The sequence below is a fragment of the Streptomyces sp. NPDC048277 genome, from assembly GCF_040652235.1.
Lineage (GTDB): Bacteria > Actinomycetota > Actinomycetes > Streptomycetales > Streptomycetaceae > Streptomyces.
The window spans coordinates 240,468-262,596 of sequence record NZ_JBEZLQ010000011.1 but is presented as its reverse complement, the minus strand read 5'-3'; the positions used below and the strand labels follow the sequence as shown (position 1 = coordinate 262,596).

Annotated in this window: 21 protein-coding genes and 2 pseudogenes; 12 read left to right on the top strand and 11 right to left on the bottom strand. The window is 71.8% G+C overall.

Annotated features, from left to right (window positions below; translation table 11 throughout):
• Window positions 1-65: 65 nt before the first annotated feature.
• Complete coding sequence (locus tag AB0D85_RS24785; protein WP_362323936.1) at window positions 66-2,012, top strand: peptidoglycan recognition family protein; 1,947 nt, start codon at window positions 66-68, stop codon at window positions 2,010-2,012.
• Window positions 2,013-2,037: 25 nt separating this feature from the next.
• On the opposite strand, the gene AB0D85_RS24780 is transcribed toward AB0D85_RS24785, so the two are convergent.
• Window positions 2,038-2,805, bottom strand: a complete 768-nt coding sequence (locus tag AB0D85_RS24780; protein WP_362323934.1) for a L,D-transpeptidase family protein — start codon at window positions 2,803-2,805, stop codon at window positions 2,038-2,040.
• A 195-nt stretch (window positions 2,806-3,000) separates the two neighbouring features.
• Here AB0D85_RS24780 and AB0D85_RS24775 point away from each other — a divergent pair, with 195 nt between their 5' ends.
• The 4 genes from AB0D85_RS24775 (at window position 3,001) to AB0D85_RS24760 (ending at window position 7,553) form a co-directional block, all read left to right on the top strand.
• Window positions 3,001-4,800 (top strand): ABC transporter ATP-binding protein, encoded by a 1,800-nt coding sequence (locus AB0D85_RS24775; RefSeq protein WP_362323932.1) that lies wholly within the window; start codon window positions 3,001-3,003, stop codon window positions 4,798-4,800.
• Complete coding sequence (locus tag AB0D85_RS24770; protein ID WP_362323930.1) at window positions 4,797-6,578, top strand: ABC transporter ATP-binding protein; 1,782 nt, start codon at window positions 4,797-4,799, stop codon at window positions 6,576-6,578. Before AB0D85_RS24775 ends, AB0D85_RS24770 begins: the two co-directional genes overlap by 4 nt.
• Before the next feature lie 192 nt (window positions 6,579-6,770).
• The gene (locus tag AB0D85_RS24765; protein ID WP_362323928.1) at window positions 6,771-7,241 is read left to right on the top strand and encodes a DUF5709 domain-containing protein; all 471 of its coding nucleotides are present in this window, start codon (window positions 6,771-6,773) and stop codon (window positions 7,239-7,241) included.
• Between the two features lie 51 nt (window positions 7,242-7,292).
• A complete protein-coding gene (locus tag AB0D85_RS24760; protein ID WP_362323926.1) occupies window positions 7,293-7,553 on the top strand; it encodes a type B 50S ribosomal protein L31 in 261 nt (86 codons plus the stop codon).
• Between the two features lie 74 nt (window positions 7,554-7,627).
• Here the strand turns inward: AB0D85_RS24760 and AB0D85_RS24755 are convergent, their stop codons facing one another.
• Complete coding sequence (locus AB0D85_RS24755; protein ID WP_362323924.1) at window positions 7,628-8,422, bottom strand: metal-dependent hydrolase; 795 nt, start codon at window positions 8,420-8,422, stop codon at window positions 7,628-7,630.
• A 145-nt stretch (window positions 8,423-8,567) separates the two neighbouring features.
• Here AB0D85_RS24755 and AB0D85_RS24750 point away from each other — a divergent pair, with 145 nt between their 5' ends.
• Both AB0D85_RS24750 and AB0D85_RS24745 read left to right on the top strand, forming a co-directional pair.
• Entirely contained in the window at window positions 8,568-11,081 is a 2,514-nt protein-coding gene (locus tag AB0D85_RS24750) for a DUF3516 domain-containing protein (protein ID WP_362323922.1), read from the top strand.
• Between the two features lie 49 nt (window positions 11,082-11,130).
• Window positions 11,131-11,997: an acyl-CoA thioesterase II gene (locus AB0D85_RS24745; RefSeq protein WP_362323920.1), complete on the top strand. Its 867-nt coding sequence runs from the start codon at window positions 11,131-11,133 to the stop codon at window positions 11,995-11,997.
• Window positions 11,998-12,016: 19 nt separating this feature from the next.
• Here the strand turns inward: AB0D85_RS24745 and AB0D85_RS24740 are convergent, their stop codons facing one another.
• On the bottom strand, window positions 12,017-12,916 hold the full coding sequence (locus tag AB0D85_RS24740) for a DUF6397 family protein (RefSeq protein ID WP_362323918.1): 900 nt from the start codon (window positions 12,914-12,916) through the stop codon (window positions 12,017-12,019).
• 127 nt (window positions 12,917-13,043) lie between these two features.
• Entirely contained in the window at window positions 13,044-13,457 is a 414-nt protein-coding gene (locus AB0D85_RS24735) for a roadblock/LC7 domain-containing protein (protein WP_362323916.1), read from the bottom strand.
• A 95-nt stretch (window positions 13,458-13,552) separates the two neighbouring features.
• On the opposite strand from AB0D85_RS24735, the gene AB0D85_RS24730 reads away from it, so the two are divergent.
• Window positions 13,553-13,981 (top strand): PPOX class F420-dependent oxidoreductase, encoded by a 429-nt coding sequence (locus AB0D85_RS24730; protein ID WP_362323914.1) that lies wholly within the window; start codon window positions 13,553-13,555, stop codon window positions 13,979-13,981.
• A gap of 3 nt (window positions 13,982-13,984) precedes the next feature.
• On the opposite strand, the gene AB0D85_RS24725 is transcribed toward AB0D85_RS24730, so the two are convergent.
• The 5 genes from AB0D85_RS24725 to AB0D85_RS24705 all read right to left on the bottom strand — a co-directional run bounded on the left by AB0D85_RS24725 (window position 13,985) and on the right by AB0D85_RS24705 (window position 18,970).
• Window positions 13,985-14,590 carry an ATP/GTP-binding protein gene (locus tag AB0D85_RS24725; RefSeq protein WP_362323912.1) on the bottom strand — a complete coding sequence of 202 codons (606 nt, stop codon included), beginning with the start codon at window positions 14,588-14,590 and terminating at the stop codon, window positions 13,985-13,987.
• 185 nt (window positions 14,591-14,775) lie between these two features.
• Window positions 14,776-15,189 carry a DUF742 domain-containing protein gene (locus AB0D85_RS24720; RefSeq protein ID WP_362323909.1) on the bottom strand — a complete coding sequence of 138 codons (414 nt, stop codon included), beginning with the start codon at window positions 15,187-15,189 and terminating at the stop codon, window positions 14,776-14,778.
• 18 nt (window positions 15,190-15,207) lie between these two features.
• Window positions 15,208-15,645 (bottom strand): roadblock/LC7 domain-containing protein, encoded by a 438-nt coding sequence (locus tag AB0D85_RS24715; protein ID WP_362323907.1) that lies wholly within the window; start codon window positions 15,643-15,645, stop codon window positions 15,208-15,210.
• Window positions 15,642-18,149 (bottom strand): nitrate- and nitrite sensing domain-containing protein, encoded by a 2,508-nt coding sequence (locus tag AB0D85_RS24710; RefSeq protein ID WP_362323904.1) that lies wholly within the window; start codon window positions 18,147-18,149, stop codon window positions 15,642-15,644. The genes AB0D85_RS24715 and AB0D85_RS24710 overlap by 4 nt, the downstream gene beginning before the upstream one ends.
• Before the next feature lie 47 nt (window positions 18,150-18,196).
• Window positions 18,197-18,970, bottom strand: coding sequence for an MHYT domain-containing protein (locus AB0D85_RS24705; RefSeq protein ID WP_362323902.1), 774 nt, complete (start codon window positions 18,968-18,970; stop codon window positions 18,197-18,199).
• Window positions 18,971-19,120: 150 nt separating this feature from the next.
• Here AB0D85_RS24705 and AB0D85_RS24700 point away from each other — a divergent pair, with 150 nt between their 5' ends.
• Window positions 19,121-19,720 carry a class I SAM-dependent methyltransferase gene (locus tag AB0D85_RS24700; protein ID WP_362323900.1) on the top strand — a complete coding sequence of 200 codons (600 nt, stop codon included), beginning with the start codon at window positions 19,121-19,123 and terminating at the stop codon, window positions 19,718-19,720.
• On the opposite strand, the pseudogene AB0D85_RS24695 reads toward AB0D85_RS24700, so the two are convergent.
• Window positions 19,717-19,962 (bottom strand): annotated as a pseudogene (locus AB0D85_RS24695) (alpha/beta hydrolase); the annotation flags it as partial. The gene AB0D85_RS24700 and the pseudogene AB0D85_RS24695 sit on opposite strands and share 4 nt — an antisense overlap.
• 2 nt (window positions 19,963-19,964) lie before the next feature.
• Between AB0D85_RS24695 and AB0D85_RS24690 the strand changes: the two are divergent.
• The 3 genes and pseudogenes from AB0D85_RS24690 to AB0D85_RS24680 form a co-directional block, all read left to right on the top strand.
• Window positions 19,965-20,189: pseudogene (locus AB0D85_RS24690) on the top strand (PadR family transcriptional regulator); the annotation flags it as partial.
• A gap of 105 nt (window positions 20,190-20,294) precedes the next feature.
• On the top strand, window positions 20,295-20,591 hold the full coding sequence (locus tag AB0D85_RS24685) for a hypothetical protein (RefSeq protein WP_362324128.1): 297 nt from the start codon (window positions 20,295-20,297) through the stop codon (window positions 20,589-20,591).
• Window positions 20,592-20,728: 137 nt separating this feature from the next.
• Window positions 20,729-21,586, top strand: a complete 858-nt coding sequence (locus tag AB0D85_RS24680; protein ID WP_362323898.1) for a hypothetical protein — start codon at window positions 20,729-20,731, stop codon at window positions 21,584-21,586.
• A 52-nt stretch (window positions 21,587-21,638) separates the two neighbouring features.
• On the opposite strand, the gene AB0D85_RS24675 is transcribed toward AB0D85_RS24680, so the two are convergent.
• Window positions 21,639-21,821, bottom strand: coding sequence for a hypothetical protein (locus AB0D85_RS24675; RefSeq protein WP_362324125.1), 183 nt, complete (start codon window positions 21,819-21,821; stop codon window positions 21,639-21,641).
• Window positions 21,822-22,129 lie beyond the last annotated feature (308 nt).

The following is a 22,129-nucleotide window of genomic DNA, read 5'->3' as shown; positions in this document are numbered from 1 at the left end:
GTGGCTGGAGACCCTCAGCAAGCGGTTGGAGACCCTCTGGTATGAGAAGAACTGTCGCTCCACGAGTGCCCGACAAGGTCCGGATCTGCCGCCGGACGGCTTGCCTGATCTCGACGGCCGCACTGCTGCCACCACTGCTGCTCCTCCCGGCATGCAGTTCCGACAACTCCGAGGACCAGCGGCTGCAGAAGGCCTTCACGGACGCCGCGCGGGAGTTCCATGTGCCGCGCAGTGTGCTGATGAGCGTGTCCTACATGCAGTCGCGCTGGGACTCCCATCCGGGCACCCCCAGCGTCGCGGGCGGCTACGGGCCGATGCACCTGGTGGACGCCGACCGCGCGCATGCCCCGGCACCCGCGCCGGGCCCGACGACTCCGAAGAGCCGTACGACCATGCCGGCCGAGGTGGCGGCCGGCCCCCCGGGCGACCACACCGTGCAGCCCGCGGACCTGGAACGCGCCGCGCGGCTGATCCGGACACCGGCCGGAGAACTGCGAACGGACGCCGTCGCCAACGTACGCGGCGGCGCGGCCATTCTGGCGGCCACGCAACGCCGGCTCGGCAAGCCGCTCAGTGCAAACCCGGATGCCTGGTGGCAGGCGGTGGAACGTTTCCCCGGTACCCCTGACGTCACGTCGGCGACGACGTACGCCGACGATGTCTTCGACCTCATCCGCCGGGGAGCGCACCGGACCACCGCCGAAGGCCAGGAGGTCACGCTCCCGGCCACCCCCGGTGTCAGCCCGCACCCCGGCTCACAGGTCTCCAAGCGGCCGAAGAACGTCGAGTGCCCTCCCGAACTGGCCTGCGACTGGCTGGCCGCGCCGTACCAGGAGATCGACGACGACGGCGACTACGGCAACCACGACCTCGCCGACCGGCCCAGGGACCAGCGGATCGAGTACATCGTCATCCACGACACCGAGGCGAAGCTGCCGAACATGTTCCAGACCGTGCAGGATCCGACGGAGGCGTCGTGGCACTACTCGGTCCGCTCCAGCGACGGCCACGTCACCCAGCACGTCAGGACCAAGGACGAGGCCTGGCACTCGGGCAGCAAGTTCGTGAACGCCCGCTCGATCGGCATCGAACACGAGGGCTTCCTCGCCCACCCCGGAAGCTGGTACACGGAGCAGATGTACCGCTCCTCGGCGCGCCTGGTGCGTTACCTCGCCAAGAAGTACGGCGTCCCGCTCGACCGGCAGCACATCTTCGGCCATGACAACGTGCCGTCCCCGACCACCGACAGCATCCCCGAGATGCACGAGGACCCCGGCCCCTACTGGGACTGGCGGCACTACTTCGACCTGCTCGGCGCACCGCTGAAGGCCACGGCCGGACCGGACAGCCCGATGGTGATGATCCTGCCGGACTACGCCACCCACAAACCGCTGTACACGGGGTGCGACGGCCACGGCAAGCCGTGCCCGCCGCACGGCTCCAGCGCCGTCCGCCTGTACACCGAACCCGACGAGAAGTCCCCGCTGATCCAGGACCCCGGCCGCAGACCGGACGGCGAGGACTCCACCGAGGACGTCAGCGACCTGGGATCACGGGTGTCCACCGGCCAGACGTTCGCCGTCGCCGAGCGCCGCGGCGAGTGGACGGCGATCTGGTACCAGGGCGAGAAGGCCTGGTTCAGGAATCCCAAGGACCATCCGACGGCCGTCGGCGCGAGCGGCCGGATGGTGACACCGAAGGCGGGCATGGACGAGGTCCCGGCGTTCGGGCGGGCCCTGCCGGAGGAGGAGGCCTACCCGGAGGGAGTGGAGGAGGAGTCCGAGTCGCCGCTCCCCTACACCCTGCGGGCGGGCCAGCGCTATGTGACACAGTCCGCCGTCGGCAGCTCCTACGTCGACAGGTCCTTCTTCTCCGCCACGCCACAGCCCGTGGTGCTGGGCCAGGAGAAGTACTACGAGATCCAGCTCGGCCACCGGCTCGCCTACGTCCGGGCGAACGACGTGGACCTGGTGGACGCCCCCGCAGGCAAGGCCGACCCGACCGGGCGATGACCTCGCGTGGAGCCCGGGGCCGCCGCTAGGCCGACAGTCTCACCCGGTCCCCCATCACCACGACGGGGTCGCGGTCCGGGTCGAGGGTGCGCAGGAGGAACTCCATGGCCTCCCTGGAGAGGCCGATGCAGGCCGAGGTGCCGCTGCCGTGGTCGAGGTGCAGCCAGATGCTGCCGCCCCTGCCGACGCCCCAGGGACGGGTGGGGTCGTTCGGCGGCGTGCCCCGCAGCCGGTTGTAGTCGATGGCGATGACGTAGTCGAAGTCGTGCTGGTGCGCCAGGTCCCAGTAGTGCGGGGGCGTGTAGGCGGCCTCGCCCCGGTCGTAGGAGAGCCGGGTGCCCGGGTCGGGGAGCACCCCACCCGCGTCGGTGACGGTGAACACGCCGACCGGGCTGCGTCCGTCGCCCGCGTAGTGGTCGGTGGTCCAGCCGTGCCGCCCGTTGTGGGCGGGCCAACTCCCCTCCGGACGCCAGCCGTCGGCCTCCCGGCTGTACAGCACGACCGTGGAGTCGGCCGAGTCCGCAGCCTCGCCGTACACGGCCACGACCTGGCCGGAGTCGGCGGGGATCGCCCCGTGCAGACGCTCTCCGATGCCGGGCAGCCCGGCCGGGTCACCGACCGGGACAGCCGGTCCCGGCCGCGCGGCGGGGCTCGCCCGGACGACCGCCGCGGGCGGCCCCGGTACGCCGCGCTTCGGGATGCCCCCGCACGCGCTCAGGGTCACCAGGACGATTCCGAAGGCCACCGCCGTCGCGGTCGCGATCGCGGCAGGACGCACGCTCTTGATGTGCACCCGGCCATCCTGGCATCACATACCGGAATATTGACCGAATTTAATGACATTCACGGCGTGTTGGACTACAACTCCTGGCCGGAAGGCAGCGGATTCCGACGGCCGCCACGGAAAACCGTTTGATTTCGACCACGCTCCGACGCGAACCTTTCACGGCTTGTCGCCACCTCCCCCGACACGAGCCGCTGGGACGCCATGCACATTCAAGATCTTCCGTACTCCGACCCGGGCGTGCCGGACGCGCGTTCTGGTCCCCGATTCCTGTGGTGGCTCGGGCGGAACCAGCTGGGCGGCCAGCTCAAGGCACTGGCCTGGGGCCTGCTGCACTTCGTGTCCGTCTCCGCTCTCCCGTTCTGTGTGGGCCTCGCCGTCCAGGCCGTCGTCGACCGCTCCGGCACCCGGCTGGCGCTGACGGGCGGTCTGCTGGTGCTGTGCGGTACGGCGATCGCCGTCGGCGACACCTTCCTGCACCGGGCCGCCGTCACCAACTGGATCACCGCGGCCGCCCGCGTCCAGCAACTGCTCGCCCGCAAGGCCACCCAGCTGGGCTCCGCGCTGACCCGGCGGGTGGCGGCCGGCGAGGTGGTCGCCGTCTCCACCGGTGACGTGGAGAAGATCGGCTGGTTCGTCGAGGCGGTCTCCCGCTTCACCGCGGCCGCGCTCACGGTCGTCGTGGTCGGCGTCGGCCTGCTCTTCTACCAGCCGGCCCTCGGCTGGGTGGTCGCCGTCGGCCTGCCCCTGGTGGCACTGGCCGTGCTGCCGCTGCTCCCCCGGGCGACCCGGCGCGCCGACTTCCAGCGCGCGAAGGCCGGCCGGGCCACCGAACTGGCCTCGGACACCGTCGCGGGGCTGCGGGTGCTGCGCGGTATCGGCGGCGAGGACCTTTTCCTCGACCGCTACCGCCGCGCCTCCCAGGAGGTACGGCACGCGGCCGTGCGCAGCGCCCGGATGTGGTCGCTGATCGCCGCCATCCAGGTGCTGGTCCCGGGGCTGCTGCTGATCGTCGTCGTCTGGCACGGCGTCCAGCTCGCCCGTCAGGGCCGCGTCACCGTCGGCGAACTGGTCACCGTCTACAGCGCGGTCATGATCCTCAACTACCCGTTGCAGCACTTCACCGAGATCGCCATGGCCTACTCCTTCTCACGTCCGTCGGCGAAACGGGCCGCGCGGGTGCTCTCCCTGGAGCGGGCCACCGACACCGGCGGCTCGCGCGCGGACACGGCGCCGGACGGCGATCTGTACGACCCGGCCACCGGGCTGCTCGCACCCGCGGGCCGGCTGACCGCCGTGGTCTGCGGCGACCCCGACACGGCCGGACGTCTCGCCGAACGGCTCGGCGGACACCCCTCCGAGGCCGGCATCTCCGTACTGCTCGGCGGCGTACCGCTCGACGAGCTGCCCCTGGATGCCGCCCGCACCGCGGTGCTCGTCCAGGACAAGGACCCGGTGCTGCTGTCCGGTTCACTGCGCGAACTGCTCGACGTGCCCGCCTCCGGAGCCGTACCGGCCGAGGACGCGCTGGCCGCCGCCCAGTGCGCGGACGTCCTGGACGCCCTGGCCCAGGGCTCCTTGGACATCACCGACCCGATGGACGCCCGGATCACCGAGCGGGGCCGGTCCCTGTCCGGCGGGCAGCGCCAGCGGCTCGCGCTGGCCCGCTCACTGATCACCGACCCCGAGGTGCTCGTCCTGGACGAGCCCACCTCCGCCGTCGACTCGCACACCGAGGCACGGATCGCGGAGGGGATCCGCGAGGTCCGGTCCGGCCGTACGACCGTGGTGTTCACCTCCTCGCCGCTGCTGCTGGACCGGGCCGACCGGGTCGTCCTCGTCCACGAGGACGAGGTCGTGGCGGTCGGCGTGCACCGCGAACTGGTGCGCACCGAGCCCCGGTACCGGACGGTGGTGACGCGGGAGACCGACGAGGAAGTGCTGGAAGAGAACGAAGTCGCGCTGCGAGGCCGGGCGCTGGAAGAGATCGAGGAGAGCGCATGATCGGCGTCGCGCCACCGGACTACGACCCGGCAGCCCCGACGACGGCCACCACCCTGCCCGTCGGCGCCACCGCGACCGTGCGCGCCTACGTGGCCGAACTGTTCCACCGGCACCGCCGGGCCTTCTTCCTCCTCATCGCGGTCAACACGGTGGCCGTGGTCGCCTCCATGGCCGGCCCGTACCTCCTCGGCGGTCTCGTCGAGCGGGTCTCCGACGGTGCCCGTGAGCTCCATCTGGGGCTGATCATCGGCCTGTTCGTGCTCGCCCTCGCCGTCCAGGCCGTCTTCGTGCGCGAGGTACGGCTGCGGGGTGCGATGCTCGGCGAGCGGATGCTGGCCGACCTGCGCGAGGACTTCCTCGTCCGCTCGGTCGGGCTGCCGCCGGGTGTCCTGGAGCGGGCCGGCACGGGTGACCTGCTGTCCCGGATCACCACCGACATCGACCGGCTCGCCAACGCCATGCGCGAGGCGGTACCGCAGCTGTCCATCGGCGTCGTCTGGGTCGTGCTGCTGCTCGGCGGGCTCGCCGTCACGGCCCCGCCGCTCGCGGCTACCGTGCTGCTCGCCCTGCCGATCCTGGTCGTGGTGTGCCGCTGGTACTTCAGGCGGGCGCCCTCCGGCTACCGCTCCGAGGCCGCCGGATACGCGTCCGTGGCCGCCGCGCTCGCGGAGTCCGTGGACGCCGGGCACACCATCGAGGCGCATCGCCTCGGCGCCCGGCGCATCGCCCTGTCCGAACGCCGGATCAAGGAGTGGACGGCCTGGGAGCGCTACACGTTGTGGCTGCGCTCGGTGCTCTTCCCGGCTCTCAACGCCACGCACACCGTGGTGCTCGGCTCGGTGCTGCTGATCGGCGGGACGTTCGTCCTGCACGGCTGGATCGACGTCGGTCAGCTGACGACGGGCGCGCTCATCGCCCAGATGCTCGTCGAGCCGATCAACCTGATCCTGCGCTGGTACGACGAGGTCCAGGTCGCCCAGGTGTCGCTGGCCCGGCTGGTCGGCGTGCGGGACATCGAGCCGGACGCCGGCGACGGCTCGCTGGCCCCCTCCGGCCGGGAGGTGCACGCGGACGAGGTCCGCTTCGGCTACCTGCAGGGCGTCGACGTGCTGCGCGAGGTCTCCCTGGAGGTCGCTCCCGGCACCCGGCTGGCCCTGGTCGGCCCCTCGGGCGCGGGCAAGTCCACCCTGGGCCGGCTGCTCGCCGGGATCTACGCGCCCCGGGACGGCCGGATCACCCTGGGCGGCGCGGAACTCTCCCGGATGACCGCCGAACGGGTACGTTCCCATGTCGCCCTCGTCAACCAGGAGCACCACGTCTTCGTGGGCTCCCTGCGCGACAACCTGCTGCTCGCCCGGACCGGCGCCGAGGACGCCGAGCTGTGGGCGGCCCTGGGCGCGGTGGACGCGGACGGCTGGGCGCGGGCCCTGGAGGAGGGCCTGGACACCGAGGTCGGCTCGGGCGGGCTGGCGCTGACCCCGGCGCAGGCCCAGCAGATCGCGCTGGCCCGGCTGGTGCTGGCCGACCCGCACACGCTGGTCCTGGACGAGGCGACCTCGCTCCTGGACCCGCGGGCGGCCCGCCATCTGGAGCGGTCCCTGGCCCGGGTCCTGGACGGCCGCACGGTGGTCGCCATCGCCCACCGGCTGCACACCGCCCATGACGCGGACGTCATCGCCGTGGTCGAGAACGGCCGGATCTGTGAGCTCGGCAGCCATGACGAGCTGGTGGCCGCCGACGGTGCCTACGCGGCCCTGTGGCGGTCGTGGCACGGGTGACCGGCCGCGGCACGGGGTGCGCGCCGCAGGTCGGGCCCCGTGCCGTTGCGCGGGTGCGAGCAGGGGTGGAAGGCTGGAGAGCGGCACCGGTTCGGGGACCGGCCCAGAACCGCAGGGTTCGCGCCGCGCACCCGTGCCGAGCATGACGGCGGCCCGCCCCGCGGACCGCGTCCTCACTCCCTGGAGGTAGCCGTGACCACCGCCGACGGATGGGGGGACGACGTCTACCAGCCCGACGGATCCGAGATCCGCGAGGACACGGGACTGCTCGACGTGGAGGACACGCTGGAGTCCGACGGCGTCAGCGATCCCCTGGACCGTGGCTGGTCCCCGCCCGAGCGGCCGTGGGCGGTGGAGCACACCGGGGTGACCGCGGCGGAGCGGCACCGGGGCGAGACCCTGGACCAGCGGCTCGCGGAGGAGCTGCCCGATCCGGCCGTCCCCGACGGCGACGGCATCGGCGACTGCCAGGGCAGCGACGGCGAGCTCCTGGACAACGAGGTCGGGGATCTGCGCTCCGGCCGGCTCGTGGCCCCGAACGAGGGGGCGCACGAGGACGACGAGAACGGCCTGGTCGCCACCGACATCGGCATCGACGGCGCCGGGGCCTCCGCCGAGGAGGCCGCGATGCACATCGTCGACGAGGACACCACCTACGGCTGAACCCTGCCGTCCCCGCCCGAACGCCCCGACCGCCCTGTTCGAGGAGCCGCCATGCAGCAGGACAAGCAGCCCGACTACCACCCCGTGGTCTTCCGCGACCGAGCCGCCGGCTACGCCTTCCTGACCCGGTCCACCGCGACCAGCGACCAGACCATCGAGTGGGACGACGGCCGGACCTACCCGGTGGTCGACGTGGAGATCTCCTCCGAGAGCCACCCCTTCTACACCGGCAAGGCCCGCACGGTGGACTCCGAGGGCCGTGTCGCCGCGTTCGAGCGCCGGTACGGGAGTGGCTCGGGGAAGGCCGGCTGACCCTCGGGGCACATCGCACCGGAGATCGGCCGACCGGCGGGACACAGCGGCCCCTAGGCCGGCCGGCGTCCGGGTCAGATCACGTTCAGAGCGGCCGCGCAGCCTATGCCGCCCAGCACCATGAACACCGGCATCAGCACCTTCAGCTCGACCCAGCTGCCCGCGCGGAACCGCATCGCCTTCGGCGGGCCCAGCGGGTACCAGCGCCTGCGGCCGATCGGGATGGGCCACAGGATCGGGCAGCCGGAGACCGTCAGCGCGTCCCCGATGTCGTGCACCAGCGCCCCCAGCACCACCGGCAGCCCCAGCCACAGGTACTCCTGGCCCGGCTGGGTGAACAGCCAGTCCGAACCGTTGCCGGGCTTGTCCAGGATTTCCGCCAGGATCCAGGCGCTGGTCGCCGCCAGCAGCCACACCAGGATGTCGCTGCTGGAGCCGCGCGCGGCCCGCCACAGCAGGCCCTCGATCGCCAGCACCATGTGCGCGAAGAGGATCGCCAGCACCGCCCAGCGGCCGCCCAGGATCGCCGCCGCCGAGCAGCCCCCGCCGATCAGCGCCGCCCACAGCCAGGTGTGGGTCAGTGTGCGGTGCCCGCCGTTGCGGCGCGGGTCGCCGGGCTTGCGGGTCGCCTTGTAGACGGCGTAGGAGAGCTTGTCGACGATCTCGCAGAGCCAGCGCGACAGCGGTCCGAAGGCGCGCGAGATGGTGGCCGCCTTGTGGTCGAGGTCGGGGGCGAGCGCGGCGCCGGCGCAGATCAGCGCCCCGACCAGCAGTACCGGCCAGGGCATCGGGTGTCCGCTCGCGGCGGCCGCCGCTCCGACGCCGAGCCAGGCGGCGGCTCCCGACAGTGAGTGTGCTGGTCCCATCATGGCCGTTGCCCGCCCCATTCCTCGTGTGCCGCTGTCCAGTTGACCGGGTGCGTTGACGCTCCGTCGGCGACACAGCGTAGCGGCCGTGATCTTCGTGCTCGAAGCCGATTCCCCCCTGAGCGGGTGGGCCAGGCAAGATGGGTCCGTGACCCTCATCGATCGACTGCCGCCGACCGCCGACCCCGACGCCCTGTACGAAGCCTTCGAGTCCTGGGCCGAGGAGCGTGGTCTCACGCTCTACCCCCACCAGGAGGAGGCGCTGATCGAGGCGGTCTCCGGGGCGAACGTGATCGTGTCGACCCCGACGGGCTCCGGCAAGAGCATGATCGCCGCGGGTGCGCACTTCGCCGCGCTGGCCCGGGACGAGGTCACCTTCTACACGGCTCCGATCAAGGCGCTGGTGTCGGAGAAGTTCTTCGAGCTGTGCAAGCTCTTCGGCACCGAGAACGTCGGCATGCTCACCGGCGACGCCTCCGTGAACTCGGACGCGCCCGTCATCTGCTGCACCGCCGAGGTGCTCGCCTCCATCGCCCTGCGCGACGGCAGGCAGGCGGACGTCGGCCAGGTCGTCATGGACGAGTTCCACTTCTACGCGGAGGGCGACCGCGGCTGGGCCTGGCAGATCCCGCTCCTCGAACTGCCCCAGGCCCAGTTCATCCTGATGTCGGCCACGCTCGGCGACGTCTCCTTCTTCGAGAAGGACCTCACCCGCCGTACCGGCCGCCCGACGTCGGTGGTCCGCTCGGCGACCCGCCCGGTGCCGCTGTCCTACGAGTACAAGTTCACCCCGCTCACCGAGACCCTCACCGAGCTGCTGGAGACCAAGCAGGCGCCGGTGTACATCGTGCACTTCACACAGGCGCAGGCGGTGGAGCGGGCGCAGGCGCTGATGAGCATCAACATGTGCTCGAAGGAGGAGAAGGAGCAGATCGCCGAGCTGATCGGCAACTTCCGCTTCACCACCAAGTTCGGCCGCAACCTCTCCCGTTACGTCCGGCACGGCATCGGTGTCCACCACGCCGGCATGCTGCCCAAGTACCGGCGTCTGGTGGAGAAGCTGGCGCAGGCCGGTCTGCTGAAGGTCATCTGCGGCACCGACACCCTGGGCGTGGGCGTCAACGTGCCCATTCGCACGGTCCTGTTCACCGCCCTCACCAAGTACGACGGCAACCGTGTGCGCACCCTGCGCGCCCGTGAGTTCCACCAGATCGCCGGCCGGGCGGGCCGCGCGGGCTTCGACACGGCCGGGCTGGTCGTCGCACAGGCGCCCGAGCACGTCATCGAGAACGAGAAGGCGCTCGCGAAGGCGGGGGACGACCCGAAGAAGCGGCGCAAGGTGGTGCGCAAGAAGGCGCCGGAGGGCTTCGTCGGCTGGACGGAGAACACGTTCGAGAAGCTGATCGCGTCCGAGCCGGAACCGCTGACGTCGCGTTTCCGGGTGACGCACACGATGCTGCTGTCGGTGATCGCCCGCCCGGGCAACGCCTTCGAGGCGATGCGCCATCTGCTGGAGGACAACCACGAGCCGCGCAAGCAGCAGCTGCGGCACATCCGCCGGGCGATCGCGATCTACCGCTCGCTGGTGGACGGCGGCATCGTCGAGAAGCTGGACACGCCGGACCCCACCGGCCGTATCGTCCGCCTCACGGTCGACCTCCAGCAGGACTTCGCGCTCAACCAGCCGCTGTCCACATTCGCCCTCGCCGCGTTCGAACTCCTCGACCCCGAGTCGCCGTCCTACGCCCTCGACATGGTGTCCGTCGTCGAGTCCACGCTGGACGACCCGCGCCAGATCCTCGTCGCCCAGCTGAACAAGGCGAAGGGTGAGGCCGTGGCCGCGATGAAGGCGGACGGCGTCGAGTACGAGGAGCGCATGGAGCGGCTCCAGGACGTCAGCTACCCGAAGCCCCTGGAAGAGCTGCTCTTCCACGCGTACAACACGTACCGCAAGAGCCACCCCTGGGTCGGCGACCACCCGCTGTCGCCCAAGTCCGTGATCCGGGACATGTACGAACGGGCGATGTCCTTCACGGAGTTGGTGTCCTTCTACGAGCTGGCCCGCACCGAGGGCATCGTGCTGCGCTACCTGGCGAGCGCGTACAAGGCCCTTGACCACAACATCCCGGACGATCTCAAGTCCGAGGACCTGCAGGACCTGATCGAGTGGCTGGGCGAGATGGTCCGCCAGGTCGACTCCAGCCTGCTGGACGAGTGGGAGCAGCTCGCCAACCCGGAGGAGATGACCGCCGAGGAGGCCCGGGAGAAGGCCGACGAGGTCAAGCCGGTCACCGCCAACGCGCGCGCCTTCCGGGTCCTGGTCCGCAACGCGATGTTCCGGCGTGTGGAGCTGGCCGCCCTCGACCAGGTCGACGAACTGGGCGAGATGGACGCGGAGTCCGGCTGGGACGCCGACGCCTGGGGCGAGGCCATGGACAAGTACTGGGACGAGTACGAGGACCTGGGCACCGGCCCCAACGCCCGTGGCCCCAAGCTGCTCGTGATCCAGGAGGAGCCGCAGAACGGGCTGTGGCGCGTCCGCCAGATCTTCGACGACCCGAACGGCGACCACGACTGGGGCATCAGCGCGGAGATCGACCTGACGGCCTCCGACGCCGAGGGCCGTGCGATCGTCCGTGTCACCGATGTCGGCCAGCTCTGATCCGGCCGGCTCGGCCCCGGCCTGCTCTGACCACAGGAGAACCTCATCCATGACGAACCCGGCCGAGAGACTGGTCGACCTGCTCGACCTGGAGCAGATCGAGGTCAACATCTTCCGGGGCCGCAGCCCCCAGGAGTCCCTCCAGCGGGTCTTCGGCGGCCAGGTGGCGGGCCAGGCGCTGGTCGCCGCCAGCCGCACCACGGAGGGCGACCGTCCGGTGCACTCGCTGCACGCGTACTTCCTGCGCCCGGGCCGGCCGGGCGTGCCCATCGTGTACCAGGTCGAACGAGTCCGGGACGGGCGGTCGTTCACGACGCGCCGGGTCACCGCCGTGCAGCAGGGCCGCACGATCTTCAATCTGACCGCCTCCTTCCACAAGCCTGAGGTGGGAGCTTTCGAGCACCAGCTGCCGCAGTTCCGCGAGGTGCCCCACCCGGAGTCGCTGCCGACGCTCGCGGAGGAGATCCGCAAGCACCTGGGAGAGCTGCCCGAGCAACTGGAGCGGATGGCGCGCCGCCAGCCCTTCGACATCCGCTATGTCGACCGCCTGCGCTGGCACCCCGAGGAGATCGCGGGCGCCGAGCCGCGCAGCGCGGTGTGGATGCGCGCGGTCGGCCCGCTGGGCGACGATCCCCTGGTGCACACCTGTGCGCTCACCTACGCCAGCGACATGACCCTCCTGGACGCGGTCCGCGTCCCCGTCGAACCGCTGTGGGGGCAGCGGAACTTCGACATCGCCTCACTGGACCACGCCATGTGGTTCCACCGGCCGTTCCGCGCGGACGAGTGGTTCCTGTACGAGCAGGAGTCCCCCATCGCCACGGGTGGGCTGGGCCTGGCCCGCGGGCGGGTCTACGACCTGGAGGGGCGACTGCTGGTGTCGGTCGTCCAGGAGGGGCTGTTCAGGGCGCTCTAGCCGACGGGGTCCGGGTCCGTCAGCGGGCGCGGCGGGGGCTTCTGCGAAGCAGCCAGCCGCGCAGACCTCGCGAGTGTTCCGGCTGGGCGGGCGCGTGCGGGAGCCTCGGCCCCACGGTCGCGGCGAGCCGAGATGGTGCGGCGGGGCGGGGGGCCGGCCGGAGTGCGCGGGCTTCCGCCACTTCCCGTGCCAGGTCGTTGCGGAACCAGTCGAGCTCGTCCGGGTCGTCCGCCGTCATGAGCTCCTCGGCGAGCTGCGCGGCGGGCGAGCCGGGTGCGCCGTGGGCGGGCGGGGCCGCACGGAGAGCTGCCACGTATGCACGTTCGTGAGGGTCCGTCAGAAGGTCGTCGATCTCGGCGGGGTCCAGGAAGCCGGCCACCACCCCGGCCCGCTGCCACGGCCCGTCCGCCTGCCTCAGCAGGAATCCGCAGTGCCGTCCGCGCCAGTTGCGGGCCCGCTGGTCCGCTCCCGCCCTCAGACGCTCACGCAGTTCCTCGGGTGTACGGCCGGTGAGCAGCCGCGTGTTCTTCTCGTCGGCCGCGAACCGCCGCAGTTCCTCGGCCAGATAGAGCCAGACCACGGCACGGTAGCGGTTCGGGTACCACTTCACGGGGGTCACCAGGCCGAGTTTCGCGAAGCGGGTGAACCTGCCCGAGGGGATCTCCATCAGGGCCGCACCCTCGGTCGTACCGACGACTTTCACGCTTTCGCGCAGGGAGCCGGTATGGGTACGGAGCCGCTCGATCTCGGTGCGGGGGACGCGGCGGCCTCCGCCGCCTCCCTCGTCGGGTACTGTGCGGATCCGGCCGAGATGCACCGCAAGGTCGAACTCGCCTCGCTTGAGGCCCAGTTCACGGGCCGCGCGACTGAACGCACAGGACAGCGGGCGGGCTTGAGTGAGCGTGGTGGTGCCGGACATGGTCGGTCTCCCCCGTGGAGTGGGTGGCTCGCGCCCGGTGCGCTCGCCGTGGAAAAGACCGTATCCGCTCCGGCGAATCTCGTGGCGGGCCTGTGGATAACTCTGCGCCGGGGTGCGAATCCACAGGTCAGAGGTCTATCGCGGAGGATCGCTCCGGTTGCCGGGCGTCCACGCCGAGGTGTTCGCCGACCCGGTTGACGAGCAGCGTCATCTCGTAGGCGATCTGGCCGATGTCGGCCTCCGCCGAGCTGAGCACGCACAGGCAACTGCCGGTTCCGGCGGCGGTGACGAACAGGACCGCGTCGTCGTACTCGATCATCGTCTGGCGGACCTGGCCCGCGCCGAAGTGGCGTCCTGAGCCCTTGGCCAGGCTGTGCAGCCCGGAGGCGACGGCGGCCAGATGCTCCGCGTCCTCCCGGCGAAGGCCTGTACTCGCTCCCGTGACCAGTCCGTCGTTCGACAGGACCAGCGCGTGCCGCACGTGCTCCACGCGCTCGGTCAGGTCGTCGAGCAGCCAGCCGAGTCCCTGGTTCTGCGCCATGTCGTAACGTCTCCCCGTGTGCCGTCTCCCCCTGGCTGGAGGATCTCCCCGCCAGCCTTCCCCACCTCCGGCGTCCGGGCAAGGAGGATGGGGACATGGCACAGAAGATGACCGACGAGGAATGGCGGGCGTTCGTCTCGGACGGCACCCGCACCGGCAAGCTCTCCACCGTCAACGCAGATGGCAGCCCGCATGTGGCTCCCATCTGGTTCCTGCTGGAGGGCGAGGAGCTGGTCTTCAACACCGGCAAGGACACGGTCAAAGGGCGCAATCTCACCCGTGACGGGCGTGTCGCCCTCTGTGTGGACGACGACCGGCCCCCCTTCCACTTCGTGGTGCTGAACGGGCGCGCGCGGCTGTCGGAGGACCTGGGCGAGCTGCGTGATTCCGCCACCCGGATCGCGGCTCGTTACATGGGCGAGGAACGCGCGGAGGAGTTCGGCGCCCGCAACGGCGTCCCGGGCGAGCTGCTGGTCCGGGTCACCGTGGAGAAGGTGGTGGCGCTCAAGGACCTCACGGGCTGAGGTTCAGCCCACCGAGTCGAGGAGCCGGGCGGTGTGCATCCGCCCGGCGTACTCGACGAGCCGGATCAGCACCTCCTTGCCGGAGTCCCGGTCGCGGGCGTCGCACAGGACCACGGGCGTGCCCTGGTCCAGGTCGAGGGCGCGGGAGACGTCGTGGGCACCGTAGGTGCGCGCGCCGGTGAAGCAGTTGACGGCGACGACGAACGGGATGTGCCGGTGTTCGAAGTAGTCGACCGCCGGGAAGCAGTCCTCGAGGCGCCGGGTGTCGGCGAGGACGACGGCGCCGAGGGCTCCTTGCGACAGCTCGTCCCAGAGAAACCAGAAGCGGTCCTGGCCCGGGGTGCCGAAGAGGTACAGCGAGAGCCCGGAGCGGATGGTGATACGCCCGAAGTCCATGGCGACGGTGGTGGTGACCTTCTGGTCCACGCCGTCCGTGTCGTCCACCAACTGGCCGGCCTCGCTGAGCATTTCCTCGGTGCGCAGCGGCCGGATCTCGCTGACGGCGCCGACCAGGGTCGTCTTGCCGACGCCGAAGCCGCCGGCGACCAATATCTTGAGCGCCATGGCCGCCGTGTCGTCGGCGGCGGGCTCGGAGTGCTCGGAGACCATGATCACTTCTCTCGGGAGGGCCGGCTTCGGTCGACGTCGGGACGCTCGCGGTGCCGCTCGGGGTATTCGGGACGCCGCTCGGGCCACGAAGCCAGCATCATGACAACTGCCGCCTCTTCGCGGGCGGTTGGACCGGAACGCATCTGTTGTGACCGGCTCGGGCCCGGTTGGTTCCGAATACTCATCTACAGCGCCCGCAATCCCTCGATGACCTCGCGCAGAATCCGTTCATCGGGGAGCTGGGCCGGTGGCACCGGGCGGCTCACGGTGACGCTGCCCAGTTCCAGCAGGTCGCCCAGGAGCACCCGGACCACGCCCACCGGCAGGTCGGCGCCGGCGGCGAGTTCGGCGACGGACTGTGTCTCCACCCGGCACAGGTCGATCAGCGCCCGGTGTTCGGGGCCCAGGGCGGTGTCGTCGTCGACGCCGGGCGCGCCCGGGTCGAGGGTGACCAGGGCGATCAGGTCGAACCGCACCCCGGTGGGGCCGGGTTTGGTACGGCCGCCGGTCATGGCGTAGGGACGGACCAGGGGCCCGGCCTCGCTGTCGTACCACTGGCTGCCCGGCTCGCGCGGGGCGCCGGTCGTGTACTCGCTCATCGGTGGGGGTCTTCCGGCTCATCCGGCGGCGGGTGGCCGCGCGGCGATGCGCGGCGCCGTGTAGAGGTGTTCGCCGACACGCTTGACCAGGCGTGCCATCTCGTAGGCGACCAGGCCGATGTCGGCGGTCACGGCGGTGAGCAGGGCGAGGCAGGAGCCGTCGCCCGCGGCGGCCACGAAGAGGAAGGCATCGTCCATCTCGACCATGGTCTGGCGCACCCCGCCCGCCCCGAAGTGCCGTCCGGCGCCCTTGGCGAGGCTGTTGAAGCCGGAGGCGACGGCGGCGAGGTGTTCGGCGTCCTCACGCCTGAGGTCGGTCGACGCGCCGACGGCGAGGCCGTCGTTGGACAGCACGACGGCGTGCCGTACCTCGGTGACGCGCAGCACCAAGTCGTCCAGCAGCCAGTCGAGTTCGCCGGAGTGCCGGTCCGTCCTCGTGCTCGGGTCCTGGATCATGCGCGGTCTCCTTCGGTGCTGTCGGTGCCCTGGTCGGGTTCCGGGGCGGCTCCGCGGCCGGGTTGCCTGCCGCCGCCGCGCGCCCAGCCCTCGCGGTAGGCCGCCATGCGGTCGCGGACGAGTTCGGGGGTGCGTTCGTCGCGCCGACGGGCCGGTGCGGGCTCCTCGGCGCGTGGATCGCGCAGTTGGGGGGCGAGGCTCGCCTGCCGCACCCGGCGTGGGAGGTCGGCGTCCAGGGACTCGGAGTCGTGCGGTGGGCGGTGCGGCCTCAAGGCGGTGACTCCGGGAGGCGGCGGCTCGGGCGCCGGCTGCGGGGACGGGTGGGCGGTGACGGCGAGGGCGGGCCGTTGGGCGGGGGCGGCCTCCGGGAGCGCCGCGCCGGGCACGCGCGCGTACTCGCGTTCCGGTGCCGGCTCGGCTTCGGCCGTCGGCGGGCCGGAACGTTCCGCCGGGCCGCCGTGCAGCAGGGCCTTCGGCAGCAGGACCACAGCGGTGGTGCCGCCGTACGGGGAGGTGCGCAGGTGCACCTTGATGCCGTGCCGGGCGGCGAGCCTGCTGACCACGAAGAGGCCGAGCCGGTCGCTGTCGAACAGGTCGAGGGCCTCGGACTGCTCGATGCGCCGGTTGGCCTCGGCGAGGGTCTCCTGGCCCATGCCCAGGCCGCGGTCCTCGACCTCCAGGGCGTAGCCGTTGCCGACGGGTTCCCCGGTGACGCGCACGCGCGTGTGCGGCGGCGAGAACTGGGCGGCGTTCTCCACGACCTCGGCGAGCAGATGGGTGAGGTCGGCCACGGCCGTGCCGATGACGGCCGCCTCGGGGAGCTGCCGTACCTCCACGCGCGCGTAGTCCTCGACTTCCGACACGGCGGCCCGTACGACGTTGGTCAGGGACACCGGCATGCGCCAGGCCCGGCCGGGGGCCGCTCCGGAGAGGATGATCAGGCTCTCCGCGTGGCGGCGCATGCGGGTGGTGAGGTGGTCCAGGCGGAAGAGGTCGCTCAGTTCGTTGGGGTCGTCGGAGCGGCGTTCCATGCTGTCGAGCAGGCTCAGCTGGCGGTGGACGAGGATCTGGCTGCGCCGGGCGAGGTTGACGAAGACCCCCGAGATGCCGCTGGCGAGTTCGGCGCGTTCCACGGCAGCGCGCAGGGCGGCGCGGTGCACGGTGCCGAGGGCCTCGGCGACCTGCCCGGTCTCGTCCTCGGCGGGCGGCCCGGGAGGTGCCTCGGCGCGGACGTCGATCTCCTCTCCGGCCCGCAGCCTGCGCATCGCCTCGGGAAGTTTGCGGCGGGCGATCTCCAGGGCGGTGTTGCGCAGGCTCACCAGCTCGACCACGAGGGCGCGTCCGATGCGGACGGAGATGACGAGCGAGGCGGCCACGGCGAGGAGGCCGAAGAGGACGGCGGCCCCGGCCGGGCTCAGCAGGCCGCGGGCGAACGGGTCGGCCCGGCCCGCGACCGCGCGTGCCGTGTCGGCCTGGACGGTCCGCATGCCGTCCTGCACGCGCGCGTGAGCGGTGTTCCAGTCGGTTTCCGGGGCCGCGTCGAGCGCCTTGGTCCCGGGCCGGCTCGCGAGGATTCTGTCCTCGGCGGCGCCCAGCGCGGTGTAGGCGTCGCCGCCTGCGAGCCGGCGCCAGGCGGTGCGCTGTGCGCCGGGCAGATCGGCCACGGCCGCATCGGTGAAGGCACGGCGGGTGTCGACGGCTCCGGTGAACAGCCGCAACCGCGTGCCGTCGAGGCCGCCGGTCAGCCGGGCGCCGGCGAGGACCGCGTCCTCCTGGGCCAACGCTTCTCCCGCGCGGGAGAATTCGAGCAGCACGCGCGCGTCGGAGCCCATGTCGTCGGCCTGGATGCCGGTGAGTGCGCCGTCCACGGCGAAGGCCGTGGCGATGGTCTGCGTGTACCGCCCGAAGGCCTCGTCCCAGCGAACGCTGTGGTTCTGCATCGCCGTCCGCAGGGTGCTCAGGTGCTCGGCACCGGTGACGAAGGTCTCCAGTCGCTGGGCTACACCGGAGGGCAGTTCCTCGCTGTCGGCGACGGTGCTGCCCCTGCCGAGCCGCAACGCGGCCACGGCCTGGTCCGTACGGGCACCGAGTGTCTTGAGATCCCCGGCCTGTTCGGCGGAGGGGTCGGTCGCGTACCGGACCGCGGCGGCGCGCTCCGCCTGGAGCGCGGCCACGGCGGCGGTGACCGGGGTCCGCAAGGCGGCGTCGACGCGCTGGGACTGGCGCAGCCGGGAGACGTCCTGTGCCGTGGTGACGGTGGCGTACGCCCACAGGGCGAGCAGGGACATGACCGGCACCATGAGCAGGCAGACGACCTTGGCCCGCACGGTCCGGGGCCGGATCCGCCAGCCTCCCGTGCTCGTAGGCGCGTTGTCCGGCGCGCTGCCGTCGAGGTCGTCGACCGGTTCGTCGGCGGGTGGACCGGCGTGCGCGCGGCGGCCGCGCCGCGGCTGCGGGGACGCTGTCTCCGGGCCTGCTGTGGGGGTCCTACGGGGTGTACGCATGGCCTCCTCGCTCGGGAGTGGGTCGGGGCGCCGAGGGCCGGAACGGGTCAGCGGGTGGCGGGCGTGACGGGCCGCTGGGCCGAGGCGGAAGCCTCGCGCTCCCCGGCCGTGGGCGAGAGCGCGACGAAGGCCGAGGTGAGGAACAGATAGGACCCGAGGCCGACGGCGAGGGGGAAGATGAACTGCATCGCCGTGGCCCCGGGCAGGGGGGTGCCGGAGGGCGTGACGTGCACGCTGACCGCGAACATGCCGGTGTAGTGCATGCTGCTGACGGCCGCCCCCATGACCAGGGAGGCGAGGGTGACGGCGACGGTCGACCTGATGTTGAGCGCCGCCCACAGGGCCGCGGTCGCCGCGACCACGGCGATGAGCACGGAGAGCCCGACGAGCATCGGGTCGTAGTGCACGTCTCCGTGCAGCCGGACGGCCGCCATGCCGAGGTAGTGCATGCTGGCGACGCCGAGTCCGGTGGTGAGTCCGCCCAGCAGGAGCGCGCGGTTGCGGTCGCGGCTGTAGCCGACGGCGAAGACGCCGGCGCTGACCACGACCACGGCGACGAGCAGGCTGAGGATGGTCAGCGGCACGTCGTAACGGATGTCGGTGCCGTTGACGCTGAAGCCGAGCATGGCCACGAAGTGCATGGTCCAGATGCCGGTGCCGAGCGCGGAGGCCGCCGTGAACAGCCAGTTGCGGCGCGAGCGGCCGGTGCTGCCGAGCGCACGGACGGTGCAGCGCAGCCCCAGTGCGGCGCCTATGCACGCCATGGCGTACGACAGCACGGGGGTCAGCCACCCGAAGGTGGCGTGGTCCAAGTGTCCCATGGCCCAGGGACGCTAGGGGGCACGAGCGCACAAAGGGGGCGCATTTCGAAAGGTGTTGCAATATGACTCAGAGATGCGCCAAAACGATCGCGTCCGGCTCGAACGTGCGCGCAGGGATGTCCTCCGCGGCGGTGAGGAATCATGCGGTGCATGAGCGATGACCACACACATGTCCAGGAGTTCTTCACCGTGCGGGCGGCCGAGTGGGACAGCAGGTTCCCCGACGACGGTCCCGCGTACGCGGCCGCCGTGACCGAGTTGGGGCTGCGCTCGGGTGACCGGGTGCTCGACGCGGGCTGCGGCACGGGGCGTGCGCTGCCGCCGCTGCGCGCGGCCGTGGGGCCGTCGGGCGCGGTCCTCGGCATGGACCTGACCCCGGCGATGCTCCAGGCCGCGGTGCGGGCCGGCCGGGACCGTGACGGGCGGTTGCTGCTCGCCGACGTCGCCGCGCTGCCGGTGCGGTCGCAGTCCCTCGACGCTGTGTTCGCCGCGGGGCTGATAGCCCATCTGCCCCGGCCTGCGGAGAATCTGCGGGAGTTGGCGCGGGTGGTCCGCCCCGGCGGCACGCTCGCCCTGTTCCACCCGATCGGCCGGGCCGCTCTGGCGGCGCGCCAGGGACGGCAGATCACCCCGGGCGACCTGCGCGCGGAGGGCAACCTCGGCCCGTTGCTGGCCGGTTCGGGCTGGCGCATGACGTCGTACGTGGACGAGGACGCCCGGTTCCTCGCGCTGGCGGTCCGCGGACGCTAGCCGACGATGGCCGCCGCGAAGGCGTCGGGGTTGTCGAGCATCACGTTGACGGGATCCGAACCGCGCCGCAGGCCCACGGCGCTGCGGTGCAGTGCGCGCGGGTCGGCGAGCCGCATGGTCGCCGCCCAAAGGGGACCCACCTTGTCGAGCACGCGCGCGTAGGCGCCGTGGACGAACTCGTCCTCTTCGTGGGCGGCGATCGCACTGCTGCCCGCGGCCGAGGGCGGAAACGCGTCCAGGTTCTGAGCGCGACATCACCGACGAGAACCGCTGGTTCACGGTGCTCGCCTTCATCGGGCACCTGGAGGAGCCCTCGAGCTTCTTCTACGACGGTGACCGGCCGGTGCGCGCCGAGGAGCTGGACGACCCGTTCCGACGCGGCATCCTGACCATCGCGCGCGCCACGAGCCGTGCCGAACTCGCCTGGCTGCGCGCCACCGTCGCCTCGCTGGAAGCCGAGGCCGGCTGAGCCGTCCCGGCGGCGCCCTCTTTTGTTGCCTGGGCTTCAACCCTACGTTCGATGGAGGAAGCCGAACGTTCGGATGAGACGGACAGCAGGGGGAAGGTGGCCGGCGTGTTCGACCGGATCCGCAGGTACGCAGGCAGATTTCGTGGCGCAGGGGACGGGGAGGTGCCGCAGCGGCGTGAACAGCGTGCGCACAACTTGTTCGAGGCCGCGGCCGCCCATGTCACGGCCCGCGCTGAGGACGACCAGGACCGGATCGACGAAGTGGCCGGCTGGGTGTCGCCGGAGGCGTTGTCGTTCGGGGTGAGCGAGCTGGCGTGCCGGGCCGTCGTCGCGCTGGCGCGGGAGCGCGACGAGTCGCCGCAGACGGTGGCGCGTGACCTTCTGGGACTGCCCGTCGTGTGAACCTTCGGTGCCCGCCCGGGCCGATTCGTCCCCGTCCCTGTGGAAAGCTGCAGCTCCGCGTGTGGTGCTGGTCGTGACAACGGCCTTCCCCTCGCACTAGGGTGCGCGCCGTTGGACGAACGACTGGGGAGGCAGGGATGGCTGGGACGGACGAGGAGGCCGTCGCCGCCGCGGACGAGGCGCTGTACGTGCTCACGGCGGTGCTGCTGACGCCGGCGAAGTTTCCGAGCGTGCTGGGCGACGACTATCCGGAGGCGTGCGCGGCGCTGGAGCTGGCGCCACGCGCCGACGGGTACGGCCTGGTGCTCGGCCAGGACGGCGAAGGGGCGCGTTGGACGGTCGTCATCGACGACGTCTCGCTGGTCGCCGTCGCGATCGCGTCCTGGGACTGCGGGATGGAGTACGACCTGTCGCCGGACGAGCGCACGGTGGTCGCCGCCCTGCCCGGCTGGCCGCTGGCGGTCGCCGTGGCGGCTCCCAACGTGCCCGCGCCGCACGACCCCGGCCCGGAGGTCGCGGACCGGGCCCCGCTGACGCCGCCGGACACCAGTTCCTGGGGCGCGGCGCAGCGACGGCTGGGCGCGGACGAGATCGCCCTGCAGTGGGCGATCTGGCGGGAGCAGATCAGCGACGACCATTTCCCGGCACCGGCGGCGGCCGAAACGTCAGCAGCCTCCGCGGAGGACGCCGAGGAGGCCCCGCAGGACGCCGAGCCGGCCCCGAAGGGGCACGTCGGGGTCCGGCGGGTCCTGGCCGAGGCATGGGCCTACGTGGACACGCCTCCGCCGCTGGGCCGGGTCCGCTCGTCGTTCGCCCCGGGTGACGCCCGTACGCTGCGTGCCGACGGGCCCGGCTGGTCGATCGTGGCCCGCACCGACGACATCGCGTTCGTGCTGCTCGACGAGGAGCCCGGCGAGGTTCTGCCCGTGGGCCGGGGTCCCGAGCTCCCCGGCCTCCTGGAAGCCCTCGACAAGATGGCCGTACGGCCCCTGTGAGCCGTCCCGGGCCGCATCCCGCCAGTCGGGGGCGCGGCCCCGGGACAGTGACTCAGTGGCCGATCTCCTTGCGCGTGACCCGGCGCAGCCTGCGCCGCTGCGAGGGGTCGAGGGTGAGGTACGCGGCCACCGGGACGCCCACCACGATCAGGAACGTCACCCACCAGGGCAGCCATATCAGCAGGATGAGCCCGACCGCCACACCCCCTGCGGCGATCTTCGCGTTCTTCGACATCAGCGTCGCCTCCTTCGCGGCCATTGCCGCTCTCTGATCTGAAAACGGGCCCGCGCCTCCCGCGGTTCCGGACCGCGACCCTGAGACATCCCTGACGAGCGACCCTTACTGGCCCCTGAGGGCCGAGTCGAACAGATTGTGAAGCAGGTCTGCCTTCAGCGTAGTCATTCCCGGCCGGCCAGCGGTCCACCACCCCGAGGCCGAAAACGGATGATCCGCCGAGTGGCGGTCGCCCTCCGTTCACCGACTGGTCGAGCGGCGTTCCTGGTGAGGCCCAACTCTGGCCGCTGCCAACGTACTTGCCACCA